The organism is Haloprofundus salilacus (assembly GCF_020150815.1).
Lineage (GTDB): Archaea > Halobacteriota > Halobacteria > Halobacteriales > Haloferacaceae > Haloprofundus > Haloprofundus salilacus.
The window spans coordinates 314,797-338,258 of sequence record NZ_CP083723.1 but is presented as its reverse complement, the minus strand read 5'-3'; the positions used below and the strand labels follow the sequence as shown (position 1 = coordinate 338,258).

Sequence of the window (23,462 nt, the reverse complement as noted above, 5' to 3'; positions counted from 1 at the left end):
GCGGGCATGGAGAACATCCCCTTCGGCGTCTCGCGCTTCGACTCCGTCATCGGCGGGGGCGCGCCGCCGGGCAACGTCGTCCTCCTGTCGGGCGAGTCCGGGGCAGGCGCGCGGGAGTTTCTGCAGACGAGTGCGGCGATGAACGGGCTGGCGCACGCCGACGACGACCTGTTCGAGTTGTACTACGGCGCTCTCGGCGGCAACACGCGCCTCCCCGAGGAGGTACACTACCTCTCGTTTACGACCGACGAGGAGTACATCGGCCGGGAGATGGCGTATACGATGGCCGACGACATCGTCGACGCCGCGCTCTCGAAGATTCGATTTCGCGACTTTTCCGCCGAGTACTTCCAGTTGAGTCCGATTCCCCGCGAGTGGTACGTGGGCGAGACGTCCACCATCCGCGACTTGGGGAAGCAACACAGTCGCGAAGACGTGCTGAGCGCGCTCGGCGAGTATCTCGGCGAACACGCGCCCGGGAACCTGGTCCTCGTCGACTCCATCACCGACCTCGTCGGCGCGATCTCCGAAAATATGTCCTGGTCGGACATCGCGATGGTGATGAAAGGTCTCCGAAAGGCCGCCCACCAGTGGGGCGGACTAATAATCCTGCTCGTGAACGAGGAGACGCTCGGTCCGCAGGAGTTAGGGCTGTTGACCGACGCCGCAGGTGGGACGCTCCGCTTCCGGTGGGAGTCCGGTGGGTCGAAACGCGCTCGGACGATGGTCGTCGAGGAGTTCCGCGGCGTCCTCTCGCGCATCGAGGGCGAGAACATCGTCCGTTTCGAGGTCGAAATCGCGGAGTCGGGACTCGACGTGAGCGACGTTCGAAAGATACGGTGAGCGAAGCTTTAAGACACGAGACGCACAGAGCTATTTCAGATGGCTGACGACCGGGCGGAACCGAGCGACGAGGCGGCGTTAGAGTCGACGGCACCGGTCGAGTCGCAACGCGACGGGAAAGAAGGGACCGAAAACGGCGCCGACGCGCCGGAGGCGGAGGTATTCGCCGACCGCTCGGCCGACGGCGAACAGCCGTCGGACGCGGACCTCTCGGACGTAGATCCCTCGGAGTTCGAGTCGGCGCTCGACACGCTCACGACGCGACTCGACGCGCTCGACGACCGGGTCGACGGCGTCCAGTCGAACGTCGACGAGAAAATCGACGACGTTCGCAGCCGGGTCGTTCAGGTGAAGCGCGAGACGGACGAAAAAGCGCCGAACGACCACGAGCACCCACAGATTCGGCAGGCTGCGGCGCGGGCGAACGCCGACGTAGAATCGCTCGAACGGCGGGTCGAGGCGCTTTCCGAGACCATCGACTCGGAGTTAGTAGAAGAATCGGAGACGTTCGAGGAACTGTTCGACCGGGTCGACACGCTGGAGCAACGACTGACGACGCTCGCGCGGACGACGGTCGACCTTCGCGAGCGGATGTCCCGAGCGGAGTCCGCAGCAGCGGACCGACGCGCGCTCGACGAGTTTCTCGAAGCCGCGCACCGAAACGGCGTGAGCAGGGCCGTCTGCGCGGACTGCGGCGAGGCGGTGCATCTGGGCTTGCTCTCGTCGCCGACGTGTCCGCACTGCGGGGCGTCGTTCGCCGGCGTCGAACCCGCGAGCTGGCCGTTCGGGTCGGCGACGCTGACGATCGAAGCCGAATCGGAAACTGACACTCCCCTCCCGCTGACCGACGCCGATGTCTGAGGACCGCCCCGACGGCGTCGGCCGAAACGGCGAAGGCGAGCGAAACGACCACGACGGCGGTGTCGACCGCCTCGACGCGCGGAGCGACGACGAACCCGACCCGTTCGACGAACTCCCGACGTACGACGCCGACGCCGCGGACCCGTGGGAGTCGCTCGAATCGGCCGTCGATGACGGAGTCGGTGGCGACGGAACCACCGGCGCGGACACGTTCGACGCCTCGGTCGTCGACGAGTGGGCCGACGCCGTCGCGGAAGGGGACGCCGCCCTCGATGCGCCGAACGCCGACACGACGCCCGCCGTCGAAGCCGACGAGGGCGAGACGTACGTCGTCTCGAAGCGCCACTACTGCCAGACCTGCCCGCACTTCGAGTCGCCGCCGGAGTTCGGCTGTTCTCACGAAGGAACCGACATCGTCGAGACGGTCGGCTTCGAGCGCTTTCGGGTCCGCAACTGCCCGATAGTCGACGACGAGAGCAGCGCCGGAACCAGTCGGCGGTCGGCGCACGCCGTCGCAGACGCATCCGGAGACGGGAGCGCCCGACACGACGACGGGCGACGGGACGGGTCGGATCGAAACGGCTCCGACTGACCTTTGGGGCCGGAGCGAGTAGGCGACGGTATGCAGTTCTGCGACGACTGCGGTTCGATGATGGTGAACCAGGACGGCGCGATGGTCTGTACCAGTTGCGGCGCGAGCGCCGACCGCGACGAGGAGCGCGCCGCCGAGTTCGTCTCCACTGAATCGCAGACCGACAGCGAGGTCATCGAGACCGAGGAGGGCGCGGACTTTGAGGGGAAACCGACCGCCAACGACGTGACTTGCGACAAGTGCGGTCACGGCGAAGCGTGGTACACCATCAAGCAGACCGCGTCGGCCGACGAACCGCCGACGCGGTTCTTCAAGTGCAAGTCGTGTGGGAAGCGGTGGCGCGGGTACAACTAGTCACGCAAACTTCGACACCAGAAACTCGCCCACAGTCTCCGCCACCTTCGCCGACTGGCCGATGAAGAAGTGGTCGGCCTCCATCCCGACGACCTCACAGTCGAGTTCGCGCGCCCCGTCGACGACCGGTTCCCACTCTGCGGTCCTGTCGCGCGTGGCGTACACCACCTGCACCGGCGCGCGAATCTCGTAGAGCGCGGCCGCCGCGTCGAGGTCAGCAGGGAGCCGAGCGGCCGGAGCAAGCGCGCTCACGGCCACCGGGTCGACGGTGTCGCGGGCGGCGGCCGCGGCGAGGAGCGCGATCGCGCCGCCGAAACTGAAGCCGAACAAAGCTACAGAATCGTACCGCTCGGCGGCCCAGTCGAGCGCGTTCAACGCGTCGGTTCGCTCGCCGCGGCCCTCGTCCCACGCGCCGTAGTCGAAGCGGAGGCAGTCGACTCCCGCCTCGGTGAGCGCGTCGGCGACGGCGACAAGTCGTTCGTCGCCGCGGTGGCCGCGGTGTTGGGGGTGCGGCGGGCAGGCGACGACCACGTGGTCGAACGGTTCGTCGTTTTCGTCGTTATCGCTGCTCTCGTCGAGCGTTCCGCGAACGTCTCTCCCGCCCGGAATCAGCACTGTCTCCGAATCTGTCACGGGAAACCTTGTTCGCATGAGGTTTTAAGGCCAGCGTACACAAGGTGGAGATATGGGAATACTCTCGCGGATGTCGTACGTCGTGCGGTCGAAAATCAACGCCCTCCTCAACCGCGCGGAAAACCCGAACGAGACGCTCGACTACTCCTACGAGCAGATGCGCGACGAACTCCAGGACGTCAAGCAGGGGATCGCCGACCTGACGACCCAGAAGAAGCGACTGGAGATACAGAAACGCCGTCTCGAAGAGAACGTCGAGAAGCACAACGAACAGGCCCGCGAGGCCGTCCGACAGGACCGCGAGGACCTCGCCCGGAAAGCCTTAGAGAAGAAACAGTCGAAGATGACCCAGATCGAGGAGTTGGAGGGTCAGATCGCGCAACTGCAGAACACGCAGGACGACCTCGTCGACAAGAAGAACCAGCTGGAGAACCGCATCGAGGAATTCCGCACGAAGAAGGAGACGATGAAGGCACGCTACGAGGCGGCGGAGGCGTCCACCCGCGTCTCGGAGGCGATGACCGGCGTCGGCGACGAGATGGAGGACGTGGGCCGCGCCATCGAACGCGCTGAGGAGCGGACCGACGACATGGAGGCGCGCTCGGCGGCGATGGACGAACTGCAGGACACGGGCGCGTTCGACGACGCGCTATCGGACAAGGACTCCATCGACCGGGAACTCGACTCGATGCGAAGCGGCGGCGAAGTCGACAGCGAACTGGAGACGCTGAAGGCCGAGATGGGCAAGTCGTCGAGCACCGAAGCGGACGACACTGCCAGCGACGAGGAGATAGACGCCCAACTGGAGGAGTTGGACTCCGAGGAGGCGAGCGGCGACGCCGAAGCCGAACTCGAAGATCTGGAGAACGAAGAGGAGTCGCGCGCGGAGTAGCCGACGTTCGGAATCGGAGCGGAGTCGTCGGGTCCCCCGGCTCCGCGGTCGTGCCGCCACGAGTTCTATATGCCGCCTTGCCGAACAGTCCGTATGGTTGATTCCGACGACTCGAGTCCCAAAGACACCATGCGGGGCCGAGTCGAGGAGAGTCGCTGGAAGCTTTGGTTTTTGATGAACGCCAACCGATGGGTCGTCGCGGGTATCGTCGCCTTCGGGATCTTCGCTACGCTCGTCCTACTGGGGTACGCGCAACTCGCGCCGATTCGCCGCGTCATCTCCAACTACAACGCGCTGTGGTGGCTGTTCTCGCCGATGGTGAACTCTGTCGTCACGGGTGTTACCCTCGTCGTCACGTTCAATCAGCTCGTTCTCTCGCAGGAGTTGGGGCCGCTCGGCGACCAGCGCGGCCGGATGAGCGGGTCGCTCGACTTTCGCGAGGACGTTGAGGCGTACGTAGACGGGAACATCATGCCACCCGACCCCGCCTCGTTTTTGGAGACACTGCTAGACGGCCTGCAAACGCACGCCAACGACCTCGGCGACGCTGTGTCGGACGAGCGTGACGAAGAGGCCAAAGAGAACATCCGAGACTTCGTCGAGAGCCTGACCAACAACGCGACCGCGGTCGGCGAACAGCTCAACGAAGCCCAGTTCGGGACGTTCGACGTGCTGTTCGCCGCGCTCAACTTCAACTACTCGTGGAAGATATACGAAGCGCGGCAACTCGAACAGAGCTACGACGATCTCACCGACGAGACCCACGAGGCACTGGCCGACGTCATCGACGTGTTGAAGTTCTTCGGCCCGGCCCGCGAGCACTTCAAGACGCTTTACTTCCAATGGGAACTCGTCAACCTCTCGCGCGTCCTGCTCTACGCCGCGCTTCCCGCGCTCGTGGTGACCGTTTCGATGATGCTGTACGTCGACCCGACGCAGTTCCCGGGGCGGACGCTCGGTGTCGACAACCTCGTCTGGATCGTCTCGGCGGCGACAACGGTGACGCTCGCACCGTTTCTGCTCCTGCTGTCGTACATCCTCCGCATCGCGACGGTCGCAAAGCGGACGCTCGCCATCGGGCCGTTCATCCTCCGAGAGACCGACCGAACGGACGACATCAGCTGGGACTGAGAAACGAGACGGTCGGGGCCGGGAGAAAAATTCCCGGCACGGATCGTCTCACTCCCGCTATCGGAGTCGTGCGCCGGTTCCCGTCTGCCCCACGTCTTCGAGACGAATTGTCCCTTCCGAGAGATCGACGCCGGCGTACGGGTCCGACGAGAGCAGGAGCGACCCGTCGAGGTCCGCATAATCGAGAAGCGGCGCCAGGTGGCATGCGGCGGCGATAGCGGCGTTCGTCTCGACCATACAGCCGAGCATCACCTCCAGACCGTGCGCCCGTGCCGTGTGAATCATCCGATTCGCCTCTCGCAGGCCGCCGCACTTCATCAGTTTGATGTTCGCGATGTCCGCACGGTCTGCGATCGCCGGTACGTCGGCGAGCGTGACGCAGGACTCGTCTGCGGCGACGGGGAGCGCGCTGCGCTCGTAGACGAACTTCAACCCCTCGGGGTCAGACGCCGGAACCGGTTGCTCGAGAAACTCCACGTCGTGGTCGGCGAGCATCTCGCTCTTCCGGACGGCCTCGTGCGGCGTCCACGCCTCGTTGGCGTCGACGCGGAGCGTCGCCTCGGGCGCGGCGTCGCGGACGGCTTCGACGAGCTCTTCGTCGCGGTCGGTGCCGAGTTTGATCTTCAGCACGCTGTACCCCGAATCGACGGCATCCTCGGTCTTCTCGCGGACGCGCTCGGTCGTGTCGAGACCGATAGTAAAGGAGGAGGGCGGACAGTCGTCGGGATCGAGGCCCCACATCCGGTAGAGCGGAACGCCGAGGCGCTTGGCCGCGAGGTCGTGTAAGGCGATGCTGACCGCGCAGCGGGCGGCCGGGTTCCGTTCGACGCGCTCACGCATCCGGCGCTCGATGCGGTCGAAGGCGTGGGGGTCGCCGACGCGCTCGACCACGTCGAGCAGTTCCGGCAGCACCGCCTCGACGGTGTCGGCTGTCTCGCCGTAGTGTCTCGAAGGGGCGGCCGCGCCGACGCCGGTCATCCCGCCGCCGTCAGTGAGTTTTACGACGACGTTCTCGGCGACCTCCTGCGTCGAACGGGAGATGGTGAACGGGTGTTCGAGCGGCAGTTCGACGCGCTCGAACTCCGAGGTGAGAATCACCGAAGCGCCTCCAGAATCTCGTCGCACCCGAAGCGGACGGGGTCGCTCGCGGGGACGCCGAGTTCGTCCCCGTACTCCTCGGCGGCGGCCGCGGCGTCGGCGTCCGAGAGCGCCGACGTGTTGAGCGCCCCGGCGACGACTTCGGTCTCGTGGACCGCCGACCCGAGCGACTCGTAAAGGTCGACGTACTCCGACAGCGGCGGGAGCGAGAACGACTCGTAGCCGTGAATCGCCTCGCGGCCCGCCTCGTGGCAGAGCACGAGTTTGTCGGCCATCGACCCGTGGAGGATGCCGCAGGTGACCGCCGAGTACGCCGGGTGGACGATGCTTCCTTGCCCTTCGACGAACAGCATCTCGTGGTCGTCGCCGATTTCGAGAATCATCTCTTCGACGGCCCCCGCGGTGAAGTCGCTCACTACGCGGTCGATGGGATGGCCCCACCCCGAAATCATGATTCCCGTCTGGCCGGTCGGGACGAACGCCGCGTCGATACCCGCCTCGCGGGCGGCCTCGACCAGTTCGAGCGTCGCCGTCATCTTCCCGACCGAACAGTCGGTGCCGACGGTGAGCACCACCTCCGCCGACACCTGGTCGGCGACGCCCTGCGCGACGGTGAGGTCGGGGTCGGGCTTGCGCACGTCGACGAGTTCGACGCCGTGGTCGGCGGCGAGCGCGGCGAACTCCTCGTCGTCTTCGAGGAAGTAGTGAAGTCCGGCGATAACGTCGCAGCCGGATCCGATGGCGGCGCGAACGTCCGGCCGCCACGTCTCGTCGAACCCGCCGCCGATGGGCGCGATACCGACGAGGAGCGCGTCGACCGTTTCGGGCTTCGATACGTCCTCGAACGAGGCGACGACGGGCGCGTCGGGCAGGTCCGCCCGGTGGTCGCGGACGCGCGTTCCGGCGCGGTCGCGGTCGAGTACGGCGACGATTTCGTCGTTTCCGTAGCGCATTACGCCCGTCGCGGTTTTCGCGCGGTCGGGGAACTTCTCGTGGGCGAGGACGACAATACGGCGACTTTCGGTCCCGGTAGCGGTCATATCCGGGTGCACGCGGCAGGATGTGATAAATCGGTTGCCAGCGGTTCGATGTGCCGCAACGCTACACGAGTGCCGACCGAAGCGGCGAGAGCTACAGAAGTGAGAGTTTCGTCGCCCAGAAGTCGCGGAATCCCTCGTCTAAAGCCTCCTCGGGCGATCCGCCCGCGTCGCTCGTCGCGGTCACGTCGACGGCGTCGCGCAATTCGCGGACCACCTCGCGGTCGCCGACGAGAATCGTCGTCTCGGCGTCGCTGTCGGCGATCGCTTCGCGACACTTCTCGACGTGGTCGGCTATCTGACCGTCGCGGATGCGCTCGAATCGCGACTGCGAGAACCCGCCCTTCGAGTGTTTCTCCTTCACGTCGCTCTCGAACCCGCGCTCGGAGAGGCGCTCGCGGCCGTCGTACTCGCCGAGCGCGAACAGGTCGGCGCGGGCGACGGCGAACGCGAAGCGACCGGTCGGTCGGAACCACGACGCCTCCACCCGGAACGACTGGCCCCACTCGCAGACGCGCTCGGGGGAACGCGGCGGCGAGAGCGCCGCGTTCACGAGTCCGGCGTCGTCGGTGTAGACGAGACACGGCGCGGCGCGACGGACCAGTGCTGCGCGTTCGCCAAGCGCCTCCTCGACAGCGTCCGGCACCGAGTCGTCGCCGACCATCGCGGTGAGCGCTCCCTCCTGACCGGTCCGGAACGAGCGGAGACGGTCGAGCACCTCGTCGAGGCGAGCGCCGCGGAGCGTCTCGGTTCCGCGAAAATCCAGCTCTGACTCCTCCTCGCCCTGCAGTCGCTCAACCCGGTCGTCGAGTTCGGCGATGCGGTCTTCGAGACGGTTGACACGCTCTTCGGCCTCCTGTCGGGCGGTGACGGCGTCGGCTCTGCGCTCCTCTTCGGCGGCGGCGCGGCGTTCGAGGTGGTGCTTCTCCTCCTCCAGTTCCTCGATGCGCCGCTTCAACTCGGCGCGGCCGAGCAACTCGTCGAGCATACCCCGAGAGGTGGGGGCCGGGGACTTCAACTGCGGGGGTCGGCGGCGAGTGGAGTCGCGCGGGGACGCCAGCGGTCCGCTCAGGTACCGGTCGGTGCCTCGTAGCCGGCGTATCGGAGCAGTTCGGAGGCGCGGTCGGCCGTCGCGAGGAACACCTCACAGGAGTCCGGCAGGTCGTCGGTCGCCATCGATTCGGGGAGCGCGAGCGTCCCCGTCGGCACGTCGTCGTCGCCGAGGACGGGGAAGTGAGTCGTGTCGAGTTTCATCACCAGCGGCGCGTCGAGTCGCTCGACGCCATCGCCGGTGAGGTACAGTTGCTCGTTCATCCGCTCGTGGTCCGCTCGGTGGATCGTAGGGCGGTCGCAGTCGTGTGGTTCGACGTACAGTTTACCGAGGTAGTAGCCGCTGGAGAATCGTTCGAACATCTGTGCATGTGACTGTCTACCACTCTCGCATATAAGCGTTTCCGCGACGATTTATGTCGACGCGCAACCACAGTGGACGGCCCTAAAAAACGACTGTCGGTGCCGAACTATCGGTAAATCGCGACCGATTCGAGGACGACGTCCTCTGTCGGTTTGTCGTTGCGGCCGGTTGGCACCGAACCGATTTCGCGGACGACGTCCATCCCGTCGATGACCTTCCCGAACACCGAGTGGCGGCCGTCGAGGTGCGGCTGGGCGTCGAGCGTGATGAAGAACTGCGAACCGTTCGTGTTCGGACCGGAGTTCGCCATCGAGAGTACGCCGGGACCGTCGTGGCCGAGTTCGTCGTGGAACTCGTCGTCGAACTGGTAGCCGGGACCGCCGCGACCGGTTCCGGTCGGGTCGCCGCCCTGAATCATGAAGCCCTCGATGATGCGGTGAAACTGCACGTCGTCGTACAGCGGTTCGCCGTCTTTCGTCTCGCCCGTCTCGGGATCCGTCCACTCCTTCTGGCCCGTCGCGAGACCGACGAAGTTCTCGACGGTGCGCGGAACGCGCTCTTCAAACAGTTCGACGGTGATGTCGCCGTGATTGGTTTTGAGTACCGCTGTCGGGTTGTCAGGGTTCTCCTGGTCGGCCATACCCGTCCCGTTGACTCCGGGGGTGAAAAGCCCGTTGACGTGTCGCCGTCGGGAACGGCGGCGGCGCCTCGGCCGATGCATCGAGCGACGCCGAAACGGGGCGAGAGAGCGACCGTACAGACGGGATCGCTGGTCGGCGCTACGCCGTCGACCGACCCCTCGCCGCCACCGCGTACCAGACCGCGCCCGCGAGGGCGACGAGCGTCAGTCCGAGGAGAATCCAGCGGTGGTAGGCGAACAGGTCAAGCCGCGAGAGCGACAGGACGACCTCGTGGCGGACCGAGAGAGCCCAGAACGCGGCGACGATAACCATCGCGACGCTCCCACCGAGGGCGACGCCTGCGAGCGTGGCCGGACTCATCGAGGTGAGCGGTCCGGCCCCGACGACGAGGAGGACGAGTACCCCGAGCACACCGACGGTGAGCGGGCCGAGAACCGACGCAGAGTAGTACACCCAGATGCCAGTTCCTCGGTCTAAAAAGGGGAGGAAGACGGCGAGAAAGACGCCGAGCGAGGCGAGAGCGACGAGGAGACGAGGCGCTGCTCGCGCCGAGCGTTCGGGTGTGGACTGGTCGGCCACCGTCATACCGTCACCCCGGTCGGTTTTCCGTCGCTGTCGGGCGCTAGGTTCGTCACACTACTCGTCCCCCTCGGGTCGGGGAAACGCGACGAACGACTGCCGCGAGACGACGAACGGATCGTAGACGGACTGGTGACACGGACAGTAGATGCCGTTCGCGGCGCCGAATCGCGCGCTCGCCGGGTCTATCTTGTAGCCGGGGACGCAGCAGAAGTGGGTGCATTTGTCGAGGATGGCGATGAACCCCTGTTGGGTGCTGGCCCGCATCCACTGGTTGTCCTGCGCCGCTCGCTCGATGCGGACGCTTCTGATGAGTTGGACGGGGATGACGGCCGCAGAGTCTTCGACGTTCGTCGACCGCCACGTGACGAGTGCGGGCTTGCCGACGCCCTCCTGACCGATTCCGTTCCCCCACGTCTCATAGTCCTCGAAATCTGCGACGTTGACTCGGTCGTTCGGCGACACCTCCTGGTTCTGCCACTCGTACTGACTGGACTCAGCGTATCTGAAGTAGTTGTCCTCCTCGGTCGTCGGGTCGACGCCCGGGGCGGTCTCGACGCCGCAGTACTGGAACCACTCGTTGCTGTACACAATACCGCCCAACTGCGTTCGAGCGACCGGTGCCGCGTCGGCGCCGCCGCCGACGGTCTCCACGGACGGCCAGACGCCCCGGAGGTAGCCTTCGTCGTCGATTTCGACGGGTATCTGTGGCATTCCCCTGGGTGCCGGACCGCCGACGACGTCGATACCGTAGTACTCGGTGATTCCGCCACCTTCGCCGGTCGGATTCGTCGTCAGGTCGACCGTCGCCTCACCGATCACCGCGAGTCCGGTGAGCGCGCTGGCTCCGACGACCCCTTTGACGAACCGCCGCCGTTTGGTCGGCGACGGGTAGACATCGGTATCGACGTCGCTCATCGGCGCCCCCGCGATTCTCCGGGCACTGCGGTCGGCCGTTCGCTTCGAAGTTCACTCGGGTGCATAGTGTTCGCCTCCCGTCGACTCGGGTACGAACTGCACCGTAGGGACGTGTATGAAGATTAGTAGCTGTCGTCGCCGGTGAGAGACGCCCCCTCCGAAGATTCGCGTCCGCGAGACGACCCGGACGGTTCGAGCGACCCGAGAGACGCTGGACCGACGAGGTGACTCTGAGCAGACGGCATCGACGGCGACGGGACCGTGTCGGTAGCGGTGTCAACGGCGGCAGCACCGTATCGCTAGTGGTGTCGACGGTGCTCTCGGTGTCGGAGACGAAAGCGGTACGGTGAGACGATGAGGATCCCATCGGCGGCCCCCAACTGTCTCATCGACAGATATTTCCAGAGCGCCTGATCCTGGTGTGGTACATGATACAAATCGACGCGGCACGTCGGCGACTCCGGCGTGAGACGCGATGAGCACGCTCGATGCGCTTCGGCGCGTGAGCCGATTCGCGAGCAAGTACTTCGTCGTCTGGGTGCTGCTGTTCTCGGGCGTCGCGCTGGCCACGCCGAACACCTTCACTTGGATCGCCCCCTACATCTCGCCGTTACTCGGCGTCATCATGCTCGGCATGGGACTGACGCTCACCCCCGAGGACTTTCGCAGACTCGTCGAGCGCCCGCGGGACGTCGCAATCGGCGCGCTGGCGCAGTGGCTCGTCATGCCGGCCGCGGCGTACGGCTTGACCGTCCTACTGGCGCTACCGCCGGAACTCGCGGTCGGGGTCATCCTCGTCGGCGCGGCGCCGGGCGGCACGGCGTCGAACGTAATGACCTACCTCGGGAAGGGCGACGTTGCGCTGTCGGTCGCCATCACCACGGTGACGACGCTCGCCGCGCCGGTCATCATGCCCGCGTGGGTCGTTTTCCTCCTGGGCGAACAGCTGCAGGTGACGTTCTTCGAGATGTTCACGAGCATCGTCCAAATCGTCATCATTCCGGTGGTGCTCGGGTTCGCGCTCCGCTACGTCCTCGACCGACGGGCACCCGCCGTCGCCGAGGCGGGACTGGACGTCTTCCCGGCGGTGAGCGTCGCGGCTATCGTCGCCATCGTCGCCGCCGTCGTCGGCCTGAACGTTGAGAACATCCTCACGGCCGCGGCGGCGGTGGTCGTCGCCGTCGTCGTGCACAACGCCATCGGCCTCGGTGCCGGTTACGGCGTCGGACGCGCGACCGGGATGTCCGAGGACCGCGCCCGGACCTGCGCATTCGAGGTAGGTCTCCAGAACAGCGGGCTCGCTGTCGCACTGGCGACCGCCTTCTTTAGCCCGGCCGCTGCGCTCGCCCCGGCGCTGTTCAGCGTCTGGCACAACGTCTCCGGGCCGGCGCTAGCGAGCTACTTCTCTTCCGTCGACGACCGCGAGCCAGGGGCCGCGACGGCGACCGACCGGTGAGCGGCTCCAGCACGTCTGGCGCTGTTTGTGATGACAGCCCGCGTGCACAAGACCGTCACCGAGGACGAAGTTCGGCTGGACCGGCTCCCGTAGGACTTGACCACCCGCGAGACGCTTCGGTCGCTGACCCCGTTTTCGCGCCACCGCAGCCGCCACCCGCAGATACATCACCCCTCACGCCGAGTGAAAATCATGCACACCGCAGAGCGACTCACGCTCACGCGACTCCCCTCGGGTGTCCCCGTCGAGACGACGGTTCACACCTACGAGGGCGACGAAGACGGGCCGACGCTGTACGTCCAGGCCGCACAGCACGGCCGCGAGGTCAACGGCACCGAAGTCCTGCGCCGCCTCCACGAGCGACTCGACCACGACGAACTGAAGGGACGAGTAATCGCCGTCCCCGTCGCCGACCCGCTCACGTTCGACTACGTCTCCTACACCACGCCCGAAGTCATCGACTCCGTCAATCCGAACATGAACCGCGTCTGGCCGGGCGACGCAGACGGGTCGCTCCACCAGCGAATCGCCGCCCGCCTCTGGGAGTACGCGGGAGAGGCCGACGCTATCGTCGACCTCCACACCGGTAGTCCCGACATGCTCACCCACACCGTCTACCTCGAGGGCGACGAGGAGTCCCGTGCGCTCGCCGAGGCATTCGGTACGGAACTGCTTCTCGCGGAGGCCGCGGGCGACGACGCCGACACGGAGTGGAGCGAGCGTAACTTCGGCGGGAAACTCCGCGTCGCCGCTACGCGCGAGGGCATCCCCTCCATCACGCCGGAACTCGCGCACAACAAGCAGTTGGTCGAACCGGCCGTAGAAGCAGGTGTGGAAGGAATGTTCGGCGTCCTCGAACACATGGGGATGCGCGACGCCGAGGGAGGCGGAGACGAAGAGGAATGGAACGGCACCGTCGCGCGCAACCACCTCGGCCGCGTGAAAGCCGCCGACTCGGGGCTGTTCCTCGTCGACGACGACGTCGAACTCGGCCAGTCGGTCTCCTCGGGCGACCACCTCGGACGCCTGTTCGACCCGACGACGTACGAAGTCCTCCAGGAAGTCGAAGCCGACCGCGACGGCGTGCTCTACTCGGTCGCGTTGGAGTCGACGGTGACGGCGGGGCAGACGCTCGTCGGCGTGGCGCTGCTGGACGTCGAATAATCCGGCGTTCGTCGTTCACCACAGAAGACATATACCGACTGCACCGGAGCAACGACCATGCAGCGCCGCGCCCTCCTCGCCTCGTCGGCGTCAATGCTCGTCGGCCTCGCCGGCTGTCAGTTCGCTCCGAGCGACGAAGACCTCGCGGAGGCGACGCAGTCGGAAACGTCGATGGCGACTCCGGCCGAGACGGAGGCGGAAACTCCGGACCCGACGCTGGTCGGGGACTCGCCGGGTGAATCACGCTTTGCCGACGAGTCGTGTCCCAACGACGTTGACGGCTGTTACCACGAGTCAACCGCCGAGACAGCGATCTACCTCCGACCGTCTGCGGAAGAAGTCGAAATAGGCGACGAAGCCGAGTTCTCGCTGGTCAACCGACTGGACGGGCGAATCTCCATCAATCCCTTCGCATGGACCATATGGCGCGAACGCGACGGCGGGTGGGAGAACGTAGACGTCAGAGAGATGATTGAGGAACCGGCCGACCAAATTCCCTCGGGCGAGTCGTGGACGTGGACGGTCCCGGTCGACACCGAAGGTGACCGAACGTACGACAGCGACCGGGCGGCTGTTGGCGTCGAGTTCGAGTCGGGGCGGTACTGTCTGGATGCCAGCAGGGCTGTTTGGGGCGTCGACACCGACCGGGTAGCGTTGGGTGCGCTGTTCGAGGTCGTCTAACGTCCCGTGACTCAGAGCTCGCAAATCGTCTCGCACGTCACGTCGACGCCGATGTCCAGCGACGCCTCGTCGATGTCGAAGTACGCGGTGTGGTGGCCCGCCGGGTTCGACGCGCCGATGCCAACGTACGAGGCCGTCCCGCCGTTTCGCTGTACCTCGCGGATGAGATACGAGGCGTCCTCGCTGCCGCCGAACGGTTTTCGCTCCTTGATCTCGTCGACTGAGTCGACCTTCTCGGCGGCAGCCGTCACCGCGTCGACCATCTCCGCGTCGTTCTCGAACGTCGTCGTCTTCCCGTAGAGACTCGTCTCGAACTCGCAGTCGTGCATTGCGGCGGCGTGTTCGACCACGCGGTTCGCCTTTTCAAGCATGTACTCGTTCAGTTCGGCCGTCTCGCCGCGCACCTCGACGCGGAGGCGCGCTTCCTCGCTGATGACGTTCTGGGCGTTCGGCGAGTGGACCTGCCCAACGTTGATGCGGGTCGCGCCGTCGGCGTGCCGCGGGATGGCGTAGAGGTTCTGTACTGCGGTCGCCAGCGCCTGCATCGCGTTCCGGCCATCGTTAGGCGCGCCGCCGGCGTGGGCGGGTTCGCCGAGGAACGTCACGTCGAGTTTCGCGTTCGACAGCGGGTTGTCGTAGCCTGCGACGACCGTCCCTGTCTCCTCGCCGAGTCCGAGGTGGAGCGCGACCATGTGGTCGACGTCGTCGAAGTGACCCGCCTCGCTCATCGGTTTCCCGCCGCGGCCGCCCTCCTCGGCGGGTTGGAAGAACAGTTTGAGTGTGCCGTCGAAATTCCCGATTTCGTCGAGTTTACGGGCGATGCCGACGCCGATGGCGGTGTGGCCGTCGTGGCCGCAGGCGTGCATCTCGCCGGGGTGTTTCGACCCGAACCCCTCGCGGGCGGGGCGGTGGTCGTCGTCGGTCGCCTCCTGTCGTTCGAGCGCGTCCATGTCGACGCGGACGCCGACGGTCGGTCCCGACCCGTCGCCGTACTGCTTGGTCGCGACGAGTCCCGAGACGCCGTCGAGCCTGTCGAGGTACGACTCGGGCGCGCCGAGGTCGCGGGCGCGCTCCTCGGCCGCGGCGAGTTCGTCGTCGGAGGGGACGCCCAGTCGGCCGTCGACGTTTACGGCGTCAGGTCCGAGACGGAGGTCGAAGCCGCGGCCGTCGAGTTCCTCGGCAACGAGCGCGGTCGTTCGGAACTCCTTCCACCCCGCCTCGGGGTAGGTGTGCAGGTCGCGTCGAATCTCGGTGAGCGAGAGGTTCTCGATGGACATGGCTCGCTCTGCGGTGGCGCAGTACAAAACAGGTGGTGTCCCGACAATCGAGGGACTCGTTGGAGGGGAGTCGAGGGGGGTGAGAGGAGACGCAAAATGCGGGAAGCGAGAGCGGATGAAGGTGCGAGAGAAGGGACGAGAAACGAGCCTCAGAACGCGCGCAGGTCGTCGAGTACCGCCTCGGCGCTGCCGTCGGCGATGGCGTCGCGGGCCATCTCCAGCCCGGTTTCGAGGTCCTCGGCGTCCTCGCGGGCGAAGATACGGAACGCCGCGTTCAGCGCGACGGCGTCGGCGAACTGGTCATCGCGGTCGCCGGAGACGACGTCCTCGGTGATGCGCGCGGAGTCGGCGGCGACGTCGCCGACTTCGAGATCTTCGCTCTCGAACTCCATCCCGTAGTTCGGCGTCTCTATCTCGTAATCCTCGAACTCGCCGTCGGTCCACTCCGCCACCTTGGTGTACCCCGGGCGGATGTCGTCGTACCCCTCCATTCCCTGGAACATGATGACGCGGTGGAGGTCGTGGTGCTCGCTCGCCTCGAACGTGTCGGTCACCTTCTTCGCGAACGCGAGGTGGTAGAACGACCCGAGGTGGACATCAGCGTTGGCGGGGTTCGCCAGCGTCTCGATGGTGTTGACGAACGTCCGGACACCCATCTGGTCGCGCCGGTCGAAGAGGTCGTGGACCGCCGGGTTGAACGCCGGCTGGTAGTAGAAGCCGAAGCCGGTCTCGTCGACCATGTCGGCCGACTCTCGGGGTTGGAGTTCGGTCCTGACGCCGAGTTCGTCGAGGACGTGCTTGTACGCGTCCTGTTTCTGGGTCGGGACGCGATCGCCCGAGTGCGTGACGACCGGCGTGCCTGCTGCCGCCGCGACGACGCCCGCGGCGACGCCGAGAATCGCCGTTCGGCCCTTCCCGTCGTAGTTCGCGCCGCAGTCGACAGGGTCGGCATCTGGTTCGGCGTACTCGACGCGCGCGCACATCTCGTCGGTGTACGCGGCGAGTTCTTCGGGGTTGTTGCGCTTCCACCGGTTCGCGAGCCAGAACGCGCCGAGCGTCGTGGAGTCCGGTTCGCCCGCGAAGATGCGCCGCATCGCCTCTCGAGCCTGCTCGCGGGTGAGGTCGTCGGCCGATTTGTGTCCGGAGCCGCAAACTTCCGTCATCAGCCGTTTTAGCGGCCACTCGCCAAACTCCTGGGTCGCGTTCGTCATAGGTGCGGCTTGGGACGGCCGGAGCAAAAACGTCCCGCTCTCCGCCGAGAATCTCGTCGAAGAGTCGGGTAAGCGAGCGGCGACCCGACGACAATCCGACGACTCGACAACGACCTGCTGACTCGACGAGACTCACCTCGCTTTCGACGCTGCGGGGCGCTCTGCGTCGCTCGTCGCGCGGAGAGTCCGAAACTGGTAGGTTCACCCCGTTCTAACTCCGGGCGATGGGTCCCGTAGACGCCGATTGGCGTACCGACCTCGACGATGTCGACGCCGCGCTCGTCGACGAATACCAGAGCGAGTTTCCCGTCGTGGCGCGGCCGTTTCGCGTCGTCGGCGACGAACTCGGTATCTCCGAGGACGAGGCGCTCTCGCGGGTCGAGCGACTCCGCGAACGGGGGGTGTTCCGACGGTTCGGCGCGGTGCTCAACCCGCCGGTCATCGGCAGTTCGACGCTCGCGGCGGTGAAAGCGCCCGAAGAACGGTTCGACGAGGTGGCCGAGGTGATAAACGGCTACCGGCAGGTGAACCACAACTACCGCCGCGACCACGAGTGGAACATGTGGTTCGTCGTCACCGCGGGGTCGCGGGAGACGCGCGACCGGATTCTGGCGGACATCGAGGAGCGAACGGGGTGCGAGGTGCTGAATCTCCCAATGCTCACCGACTACTACATCGACCTCGAGTTTCCGGTGGTCAACGACGACAGATTCGCGAGAGAGAGTCTCGCCGAAACCGCGGTGAGCGCCACCCGCATCAGCGAGGAGGCGACGGGCGGCCTCTCGGAACTGGAAGCGAACCTTCTGCTCGAAATCCAGGACGGCTTCCCGCTGTCTGCGACGCCCTACGCGGATATCGCCGACGCCGTCGGCGCCGACGTCGACGACGTGCTGGCGGCGGTCAAACGATTGCTCGACGACGGCTGTATCAAGCGCATCGGCTGCGTCGTCAACCACGTCGTCACTGGCTTTCGGAACAACTGCATGGTCGTCTGGGACGTACCCGACGACGAACTCGACGCCCGCGGCGAGCGCGTCGGCGCGCTCCCCTACGTGACGCTCTGTTATCACCGGCCGCGCCGCCCCGAGCAAGGGTGGCCGTACAACCTCTTCACGATGATTCACGGCCGTGAAGCCGATATCGTCGACGAGAAGATAGACGAACTGGCCGCGGAGTTTCTGCCGTTCGACCACGAGCGACTCTACTCGACGGAGACGCTCAAACAGACCGGTGCGCAGTACGACGAACTGGTGGGCGGGGAGAAATGAACGGATCGAAGACGGGGAAGACGGGCGTCGAACCGGTGGAGAGCGAGGCGGCGCGCGAGGACGCCTTCGCCGTTCGCGAGGCGGTGTTCGTCAACGAGCAGGGCGTTCCGGAGGAACTGGAGTGGGACGAGCACGACGACGCCGTGGGAACGCTGCAGTTCGTCGCCTACGACGGCGGAGAACCGGTCGGCGCGGCGCGTCTCCGCCGCGTCGACGATGACGACGGCGTTCGGAAAGTCGAACGCGTCGCCGTCCTCGAAGCCGAGCGCGGGAACGGGTGGGGAAAGCGACTGGTCGAGGCGCTCGAACGCGCCGCCAGCGACGGCGGCGTCCGAGAGCTACGGCTTCACGCCCAGACCCACGTCGAGACGTTCTACCGCGACCTCGGCTACGAGACGACGAGCGACGTGTTCGAGGAGGCGGGAATCCCGCACGTCGAGATGTGGAAATCGCTGTGAGTCGGCGGCGGACGGTCACCGACGCGGGACCGACAGACGAAAGTTCGACCTGCCGCTATCTCCGCTTGATGAGCGACGACGGCGTCAAAAAGCCGAGCGAGTTCGGCGGGGAGGGTCCCCCTGTAGCGGAGAAGCCGTACAAGATAATCTTCGAGGCCAACAAGTGCTTCGGCGCGGGACGCTGCGCCGAGGTCGCCGACAACTGGGAGATGGATCTCGCCTCCGGGCTGGCGAAGGCAAAGTCGTACTACGTCGGCGAGGACGAACTCGACGAGAACGTTCGGGCCGCCGAGGTCTGTCCAGCGAAAAAAGGCGAGGGCGTCATTCACGTCATCGACCGCCGCACCGACGAGGAGATCGCGCCGAACCCCCACGGCGACGGGACGTTGAGCGTCGATTGGTGAGCGCCGCGACAGGCCAACGACGGACCGGCGACGAGTCGCCGTCGGAGCGGATCGTCAGTCGTTCAGCGAAGCCGTTCCGTCTCCGGTGACGAACCGCGGGTTCTGCGAGGGCATCGTGTGTGCCTCGAACCCGGAAACGCGGTCTCGGACGCCTAAACTATTCTTGAGGTTGTACGCGGCGAGATGGGACGGTCCTCCACGAGCGTCGTCACGACTCGTACATTAGCGACTGTCGTCTGTCGAGGTGTTCGCCGGTGTCTCGGACGAACGAAGTGTGTCCGAGGCAGGCCGAACGAGATTCGGCTGAGTCTCTGACGAGCGAAGCGGGTCAAAGGCGAGACGGAGGTCGGTCCCGTCTCCGATGACCAACGCGTACCGAAACCGACTTGCGGGGGACGACAGTACGACAGGGTGCGCGAGGGTGGCTGAGCTAGGCCAAAAGCGGCGGGCTTAAGACCCGCTTCCGTAGGGATTCGCGAGTTCAAATCTCGTCCCTCGCATCCGCTTTTCGACGCCGTGCGCGGCACCGCGACGCCGACGCTGCCGGAGCCGAAACTCACGCTTTCCGACAGGTCCCAACTTACACAAGCCCGGCTAATAACATCTAATTAGAGCCATGAGCGACCTCGCCTCGACGGTCCCGAGCCGGTTCGACCTGATACTGCTCGTGATGGGTATCGCGCTCTTTGGCGGTGGGGCGCTCGGAGCGTTGACGGTCGTTCCGTTCTCGCTGGCCGGCGGTGCCGGGACGGCCGTCGCATCGGCGGCGATGTTCGACGGACTGGCGAGACATCCGCCGACGGACCCTTAGCGTGAAGTTCTGCGAGGCGTTGCGCGAATGGTCGAAGACGAGACGCCGAGCGACCGCTCGGTTTCTCTAGTACGGGCGTCTGATACGGCGAGACTCGCCGCTCGTCGGTGGTTGTGTCGTCCGAAAGGGGAAAACGCCGCACCCGTGAGAAAAGCAAGGGTGCAGCGTTTGCCGCCCTAAATTGGTCCCCGCTGACGCTTCGGCCCTCCAAAGCGAAGCGTCACCTGAACCCAGAGCCCCTGTGTACTTAAGCATGGCGCAGACGGCAGCCTGAGGGGGGTGACCGGTCAGTCAGTTTGAGAGTCACCGTCGCCTGTTTGCCGGAGTCGAGCCACCGGTCGTCTCGACCAACACGATAGCGGCCGTCTGGCACCACGACCATTTCGGCCAGCACGCTGTCAGTTGTTGTGCGGCTCCGCAGACGCCGTCGCCTGCGCCGCCCACAGCGACGCGTACTCGCCGTCGGTGGCGTGGAGTTCCCGATGCGACCCGCGTTCGGCGATTCGCCCGTCGTCGAGGACGAGAATCTGGTCGGCGTTCGTCACCGTCGAAAGGCGGTGTGCGATGACGAGCGTCGTCCGGTCCTCGGTGAGTCGGTCCAGCCCGCGCTGGATGCGTCGTTCGGTCTCGGTGTCGACCGCCGACGTCGCCTCGTCGAGGATGAGAATCGGCGCGTCCGCCAGCGCCGTGCGCGCGATCGAGAGTCGCTGGCGCTGGCCGCCCGAGAGCTTCACCCCGCGCTCGCCGATGCGAGTGTCGTAGCCGTCGGCGAGTTCTTCGATGAACTCGTGCGCCTCCGCGACTTTCGCGGCGTCGACCATTTCCTCGTCCGTTGCGTCGAACGCCCCGTACCGGAGGTTCTCGGCGACAGTGCCGTCGAAGAGGAACGTCTCCTGACCGACGTAGCCGATAGCGCCGCGTAACTCGGTGACCGGGGCGTCGCGCACGTCGACGCCGTCAACGCGAACCGACCCGTCGTCGACGTCATAGAGCCGCGGAAGGAGCTTCAGAATCGTCGACTTGCCTGCCCCCGTGGGACCGACGAGCGCGAGCGTCTCCCCCGGTTCGACGACGAAGTTCACGTCGTCGAGCACCCGCTCGTTCTCGTCGTAGGAGAAGGAGACCGCGTCGTACTCGACGCGCCCCTCAACGGCGCCGAGCGAAACGGGGGCGTCCGGGTCGTCGATGCTCGTCGGCAGGTCGCGGAGCGCATAGATGCGCCGCGTTGATGCGAGCGCGTTCTCGTACCACTCGACGATGCTGCCCGACTCGCTGACCGGCGCGACCAACTCCCGGGCGAGCGTGACGAACGTGACGAACGTCCCGACCTGCAACGCCCCGCTGGCGTACGGCGGCGGGCCCACGACCAGCCAGTAGCCGCCGACGGCGAACGTCGCCAGAAACGTCATTCCGCCAATAAACTGCATCCCCGGTTGGTAGATGCCCGAGAGTTTGATGACGGTCATTATCTGGTCGAAGTACTCCTGTGAGGCGCTGCGGACGCGCTCGGCCTCGTACGCTTCCGTCGCCGTGGTCTTGATGAGGTCGATACCCGAGAGGTTGTTCTCCAGTCGGATGTTGAGACCGCCGACGCTTGACCGGACAGCGGCGTAGACGGGTTCGACGCGCGTCATGAACCAGTAGGTGAAGCCCGCGAGCACCGGGACGAAGACGAGCGTGACGACGGCGAGTTGCCAATTGAGGTAGAACAGCACGCCCGCGATGCCGAGCACCATCACGACGAGACGGATGGTGCTCTCTAGGGCGTTGTCGAAGAACATCTCCAGATTGTTCACGTCGTTGTTTAGCACTGACATTATCTCGCCGGTCTGCTTGTCGTCGAAAAAGGCCATGTCGAGCGCCTGCATCCGCTCGTACGTGTCGGTCCGGAGAAAGTGCTCGATGCGGTGTGCGAACAGGTTCAGCGTCACAGTCCGCCCCCACGACGCCACCGCGGCGACGACGAACGCGATCGCGATGAGCGTTATCGACAGCGCCAGCTGCCCCGGCACCCCCGGCGGGAGCCACGCGTCGGGGACGAGCGGGAGGCTGTACGCGCTCGGACCGGACTCGACGGCGTTCAGCGTGACACCGAGAAGGAGGGGCGGGACGAGATTCGCCGCCCGGGAGAGGAAACTCGTCAGGACGCCGAGCGTCAACCACTGTAGCTCCGGCATTCCGTACTCGGCGAACACCCGCTGTATCGGGCGTTCGACGTCGGCGGCGAGCGCTTGAAACGGCGCGTCTGCGTCGGTCACTACACGCTACGGGTCACGCGGACGACAAAATCCCATCGCAATCGGTGCGAGAGGGCGGGTTTTTCTCCGTCGGGTCTCACTGCTTCGCCGGGTGGTCTTCGCGGAGCCGACGCTGCCCCGCGCCGAGGACGTTCTCGCGCAGCGTCTCGCCTTCGTACGCCTCGCGCACTAACCCGCGCTCGCGGAGGACGGGCACGACGAGGTTCACGAAGTCGTTCAGCGTCCCCGGTCGCGTAATCTCCTTGACGTTGAAGCCGTGGACGCCGACCTCCTCGAACCAGTGCTGGAGTTCGTCGGCGACCTGCTCGGGCGTGCCGACGACGACCGGCGACGTAGAGCCGAGCCCCGAGAACTCGGCGACTTCGCGGACGGTCCACTCGCGGTCGGGGTCGTTCTTCGTGAACGCGTTCATCGCGCCCTGAATCGCGTCCGTCTCGATGTGTTCGACCTTCTGGTCGGGGTCGAGTTGCGAGAGGTCCATGTCCAAGAATCCCGACAGCATGGTGAGCGTCCCCTCGGTGCTGACGTGTTCGCGGAAGCTCTCGTGTTTCTCGTGCGCGAGTTCCTCCGTCTCGCCGACGATGGGGACGATACCCGGGAAGAAGAGCAGCGAATCGGGGTCGCGGCCGCGGTCGGCGGCCCGTTCGCGCATGTCCTCGATGTAGCTTCGGGTGCCCGCTTCGGTCGGCTGGCTCACGAAGACGGCTTCGGCGTTGTCGGCGGCAAAGTCGCGGCCGCGGTCCGACGACCCTGCCTGATACAGCACGGGCGTCCGCTGCGGCGACGGCTCGCAGCTGTGCGGGCCGGGCACCGAGAAGAACTCGCCGTCGAAGTCGATGGCGTGGACCTTCTCGGGGTCGGCGTAGACGCCGCGCTCGCGGTCGGCCACGACGGCGTCCTCCTCCCAGCTCTCCTCCCAGAGCGCGTAGCAGACGTCCATGAACTCGTCGGCGCGGTCGTATCTCGTTTCCCTGTCCATCCGCTCGTCGAGGCCGAGGTTCTCGGCGGCGCTCTCCAGGTAGGAGGTGACGATGTTGAACGCGACTCGCCCGTCGGTGAGGTGGTCGAGCGTCGACAGTTCGCGCGCGAGTTGGTACGGGTGAGTGTACGTCGTCGACCGGGTGACGGCGAAGCCGAGATGGTCTGTCACCTCGGCCATTGCGGGGACGAGCGCCTGCGGGTCGTTCGCGGGGGTCTGAATGGCGTTCCGGATCGCCGAATCCCGATCGCCGCCGTACACGTCGTAGATGCCGCGCACGTCGGCGAAGAAGATGGCGTCGAAGCCGCCGCGTTCGGCGGTTCGCGCGACTTCGGTCCAGTAATCGCGGTCAGTGTAGCGGTGCGACTGGTCACCTGGGTACGTCCACCGCCCCGGCGAGACGTGCTCCACCGAGTTCATCGTGAAGAGGTTGAGGTGCATCCGCTCGGTCATTGGCGGAGACAGGAGTCAGAGACAGTAATAGGTGGGCGATACCGGCGGC

Annotated in this window: 25 protein-coding genes and 1 tRNA gene; 14 read left to right on the top strand and 12 right to left on the bottom strand. The window is 66.0% G+C overall.

Annotated elements, in window-relative coordinates:
• Positions 1–6: 6 nt before the first annotated feature.
• From LAQ58_RS01585 to LAQ58_RS01570, 4 genes are read left to right on the top strand one after another with little or no spacing between them, the layout of a single operon-like run.
• Positions 7–843, top strand: coding sequence for an RAD55 family ATPase (locus LAQ58_RS01585; RefSeq protein ID WP_224448878.1), 837 nt, complete (start codon positions 7–9; stop codon positions 841–843).
• 39 nt (positions 844–882) lie between these two features.
• Positions 883–1,704 carry a GumC domain-containing protein gene (locus LAQ58_RS01580; RefSeq protein ID WP_224448877.1) on the top strand — a complete coding sequence of 274 codons (822 nt, stop codon included), beginning with the start codon at positions 883–885 and terminating at the stop codon, positions 1,702–1,704.
• On the top strand, positions 1,697–2,296 hold the full coding sequence (locus tag LAQ58_RS01575) for a DUF8135 domain-containing protein (RefSeq protein ID WP_224448876.1): 600 nt from the start codon (positions 1,697–1,699) through the stop codon (positions 2,294–2,296). The genes LAQ58_RS01580 and LAQ58_RS01575 overlap by 8 nt, the downstream gene beginning before the upstream one ends.
• A gap of 30 nt (positions 2,297–2,326) precedes the next feature.
• Positions 2,327–2,650: a transcription factor S gene (locus tag LAQ58_RS01570; RefSeq protein WP_224448875.1), complete on the top strand. Its 324-nt coding sequence runs from the start codon at positions 2,327–2,329 to the stop codon at positions 2,648–2,650.
• Here LAQ58_RS01570 and LAQ58_RS01565 read toward each other — a convergent pair whose 3' ends face one another.
• The gene (locus tag LAQ58_RS01565) at positions 2,651–3,283 is read right to left on the bottom strand and encodes an alpha/beta hydrolase (protein WP_224448874.1); all 633 of its coding nucleotides are present in this window, start codon (positions 3,281–3,283) and stop codon (positions 2,651–2,653) included. It lies immediately after the preceding gene.
• A 52-nt stretch (positions 3,284–3,335) separates the two neighbouring features.
• On the opposite strand from LAQ58_RS01565, the gene LAQ58_RS01560 reads away from it, so the two are divergent.
• Both LAQ58_RS01560 and LAQ58_RS01555 read left to right on the top strand, forming a co-directional pair.
• Positions 3,336–4,175 (top strand): PspA/IM30 family protein, encoded by an 840-nt coding sequence (locus LAQ58_RS01560; RefSeq protein ID WP_224448873.1) that lies wholly within the window; start codon positions 3,336–3,338, stop codon positions 4,173–4,175.
• A gap of 93 nt (positions 4,176–4,268) precedes the next feature.
• Positions 4,269–5,306, top strand: coding sequence for a DUF7972 family membrane protein (locus LAQ58_RS01555; protein ID WP_224448872.1), 1,038 nt, complete (start codon positions 4,269–4,271; stop codon positions 5,304–5,306).
• 57 nt (positions 5,307–5,363) lie between these two features.
• On the opposite strand, the gene LAQ58_RS01550 is transcribed toward LAQ58_RS01555, so the two are convergent.
• The 7 genes from LAQ58_RS01550 to LAQ58_RS01520 all read right to left on the bottom strand — a co-directional run bounded on the left by LAQ58_RS01550 (position 5,364) and on the right by LAQ58_RS01520 (position 10,993).
• Positions 5,364–6,404 carry a dipeptide epimerase gene (locus LAQ58_RS01550; protein ID WP_224448871.1) on the bottom strand — a complete coding sequence of 347 codons (1,041 nt, stop codon included), beginning with the start codon at positions 6,402–6,404 and terminating at the stop codon, positions 5,364–5,366.
• Positions 6,401–7,444: an N-acetyltransferase DgcN family protein gene (locus tag LAQ58_RS01545; RefSeq protein WP_224448870.1), complete on the bottom strand. Its 1,044-nt coding sequence runs from the start codon at positions 7,442–7,444 to the stop codon at positions 6,401–6,403. The genes LAQ58_RS01550 and LAQ58_RS01545 overlap by 4 nt, the downstream gene beginning before the upstream one ends.
• Before the next feature lie 91 nt (positions 7,445–7,535).
• Positions 7,536–8,429 carry a Vms1/Ankzf1 family peptidyl-tRNA hydrolase gene (locus LAQ58_RS01540; protein WP_224448869.1) on the bottom strand — a complete coding sequence of 298 codons (894 nt, stop codon included), beginning with the start codon at positions 8,427–8,429 and terminating at the stop codon, positions 7,536–7,538.
• A gap of 80 nt (positions 8,430–8,509) precedes the next feature.
• Positions 8,510–8,854: a DUF5802 family protein gene (locus LAQ58_RS01535; RefSeq protein WP_224448868.1), complete on the bottom strand. Its 345-nt coding sequence runs from the start codon at positions 8,852–8,854 to the stop codon at positions 8,510–8,512.
• A gap of 107 nt (positions 8,855–8,961) precedes the next feature.
• Complete coding sequence (locus tag LAQ58_RS01530) at positions 8,962–9,495, bottom strand: peptidylprolyl isomerase (RefSeq protein WP_224448867.1); 534 nt, start codon at positions 9,493–9,495, stop codon at positions 8,962–8,964.
• A 139-nt stretch (positions 9,496–9,634) separates the two neighbouring features.
• Positions 9,635–10,081, bottom strand: coding sequence for a DUF7548 family protein (locus tag LAQ58_RS01525; protein WP_224448866.1), 447 nt, complete (start codon positions 10,079–10,081; stop codon positions 9,635–9,637).
• Positions 10,082–10,132: 51 nt separating this feature from the next.
• Positions 10,133–10,993 (bottom strand): ubiquinol-cytochrome c reductase iron-sulfur subunit, encoded by an 861-nt coding sequence (locus tag LAQ58_RS01520; RefSeq protein WP_224448865.1) that lies wholly within the window; start codon positions 10,991–10,993, stop codon positions 10,133–10,135.
• A gap of 475 nt (positions 10,994–11,468) precedes the next feature.
• Here LAQ58_RS01520 and LAQ58_RS01515 point away from each other — a divergent pair, with 475 nt between their 5' ends.
• From LAQ58_RS01515 to LAQ58_RS01505, 3 genes are all read left to right on the top strand, one after another.
• On the top strand, positions 11,469–12,449 hold the full coding sequence (locus LAQ58_RS01515) for a bile acid:sodium symporter family protein (RefSeq protein WP_224448864.1): 981 nt from the start codon (positions 11,469–11,471) through the stop codon (positions 12,447–12,449).
• A 192-nt stretch (positions 12,450–12,641) separates the two neighbouring features.
• Positions 12,642–13,613: a succinylglutamate desuccinylase/aspartoacylase family protein gene (locus LAQ58_RS01510; RefSeq protein ID WP_224448863.1), complete on the top strand. Its 972-nt coding sequence runs from the start codon at positions 12,642–12,644 to the stop codon at positions 13,611–13,613.
• A gap of 57 nt (positions 13,614–13,670) precedes the next feature.
• Positions 13,671–14,294 carry a hypothetical protein gene (locus LAQ58_RS01505; protein ID WP_224448862.1) on the top strand — a complete coding sequence of 208 codons (624 nt, stop codon included), beginning with the start codon at positions 13,671–13,673 and terminating at the stop codon, positions 14,292–14,294.
• 11 nt (positions 14,295–14,305) lie between these two features.
• Here the strand turns inward: LAQ58_RS01505 and LAQ58_RS01500 are convergent, their stop codons facing one another.
• Together LAQ58_RS01500 and LAQ58_RS01495 are read right to left on the bottom strand one after the other, a co-directional pair.
• Complete coding sequence (locus LAQ58_RS01500; RefSeq protein WP_224448861.1) at positions 14,306–15,571, bottom strand: amidohydrolase; 1,266 nt, start codon at positions 15,569–15,571, stop codon at positions 14,306–14,308.
• 149 nt (positions 15,572–15,720) lie between these two features.
• Positions 15,721–16,782, bottom strand: coding sequence for an anthranilate phosphoribosyltransferase (locus LAQ58_RS01495; protein ID WP_224448860.1), 1,062 nt, complete (start codon positions 16,780–16,782; stop codon positions 15,721–15,723).
• 224 nt (positions 16,783–17,006) lie between these two features.
• Here LAQ58_RS01495 and ahbB point away from each other — a divergent pair, with 224 nt between their 5' ends.
• The 5 genes from ahbB to LAQ58_RS01470 all read left to right on the top strand — a co-directional run bounded on the left by ahbB (position 17,007) and on the right by LAQ58_RS01470 (position 19,723).
• Complete coding sequence (ahbB, locus tag LAQ58_RS01490; RefSeq protein ID WP_224448859.1) at positions 17,007–18,050, top strand: siroheme decarboxylase subunit beta; 1,044 nt, start codon at positions 17,007–17,009, stop codon at positions 18,048–18,050.
• Positions 18,047–18,508, top strand: a complete 462-nt coding sequence (locus tag LAQ58_RS01485; protein ID WP_224448858.1) for a GNAT family N-acetyltransferase — start codon at positions 18,047–18,049, stop codon at positions 18,506–18,508. The genes ahbB and LAQ58_RS01485 overlap by 4 nt, the downstream gene beginning before the upstream one ends.
• Before the next feature lie 68 nt (positions 18,509–18,576).
• Positions 18,577–18,912, top strand: a complete 336-nt coding sequence (locus LAQ58_RS01480; protein ID WP_224448857.1) for a ferredoxin — start codon at positions 18,577–18,579, stop codon at positions 18,910–18,912.
• A gap of 415 nt (positions 18,913–19,327) precedes the next feature.
• Positions 19,328–19,412, top strand: a tRNA-Leu gene (locus LAQ58_RS01475).
• A 116-nt stretch (positions 19,413–19,528) separates the two neighbouring features.
• Positions 19,529–19,723: a DUF8015 family protein gene (locus LAQ58_RS01470; protein ID WP_224448856.1), complete on the top strand. Its 195-nt coding sequence runs from the start codon at positions 19,529–19,531 to the stop codon at positions 19,721–19,723.
• 398 nt (positions 19,724–20,121) lie between these two features.
• Here the strand turns inward: LAQ58_RS01470 and LAQ58_RS01465 are convergent, their stop codons facing one another.
• Positions 20,122–21,981, bottom strand: a complete 1,860-nt coding sequence (locus LAQ58_RS01465) for an ABC transporter ATP-binding protein (protein WP_224448855.1) — start codon at positions 21,979–21,981, stop codon at positions 20,122–20,124.
• A gap of 76 nt (positions 21,982–22,057) precedes the next feature.
• Positions 22,058–23,413 (bottom strand): LLM class flavin-dependent oxidoreductase, encoded by a 1,356-nt coding sequence (locus LAQ58_RS01460; RefSeq protein WP_224448854.1) that lies wholly within the window; start codon positions 23,411–23,413, stop codon positions 22,058–22,060.
• Positions 23,414–23,462 lie beyond the last annotated feature (49 nt).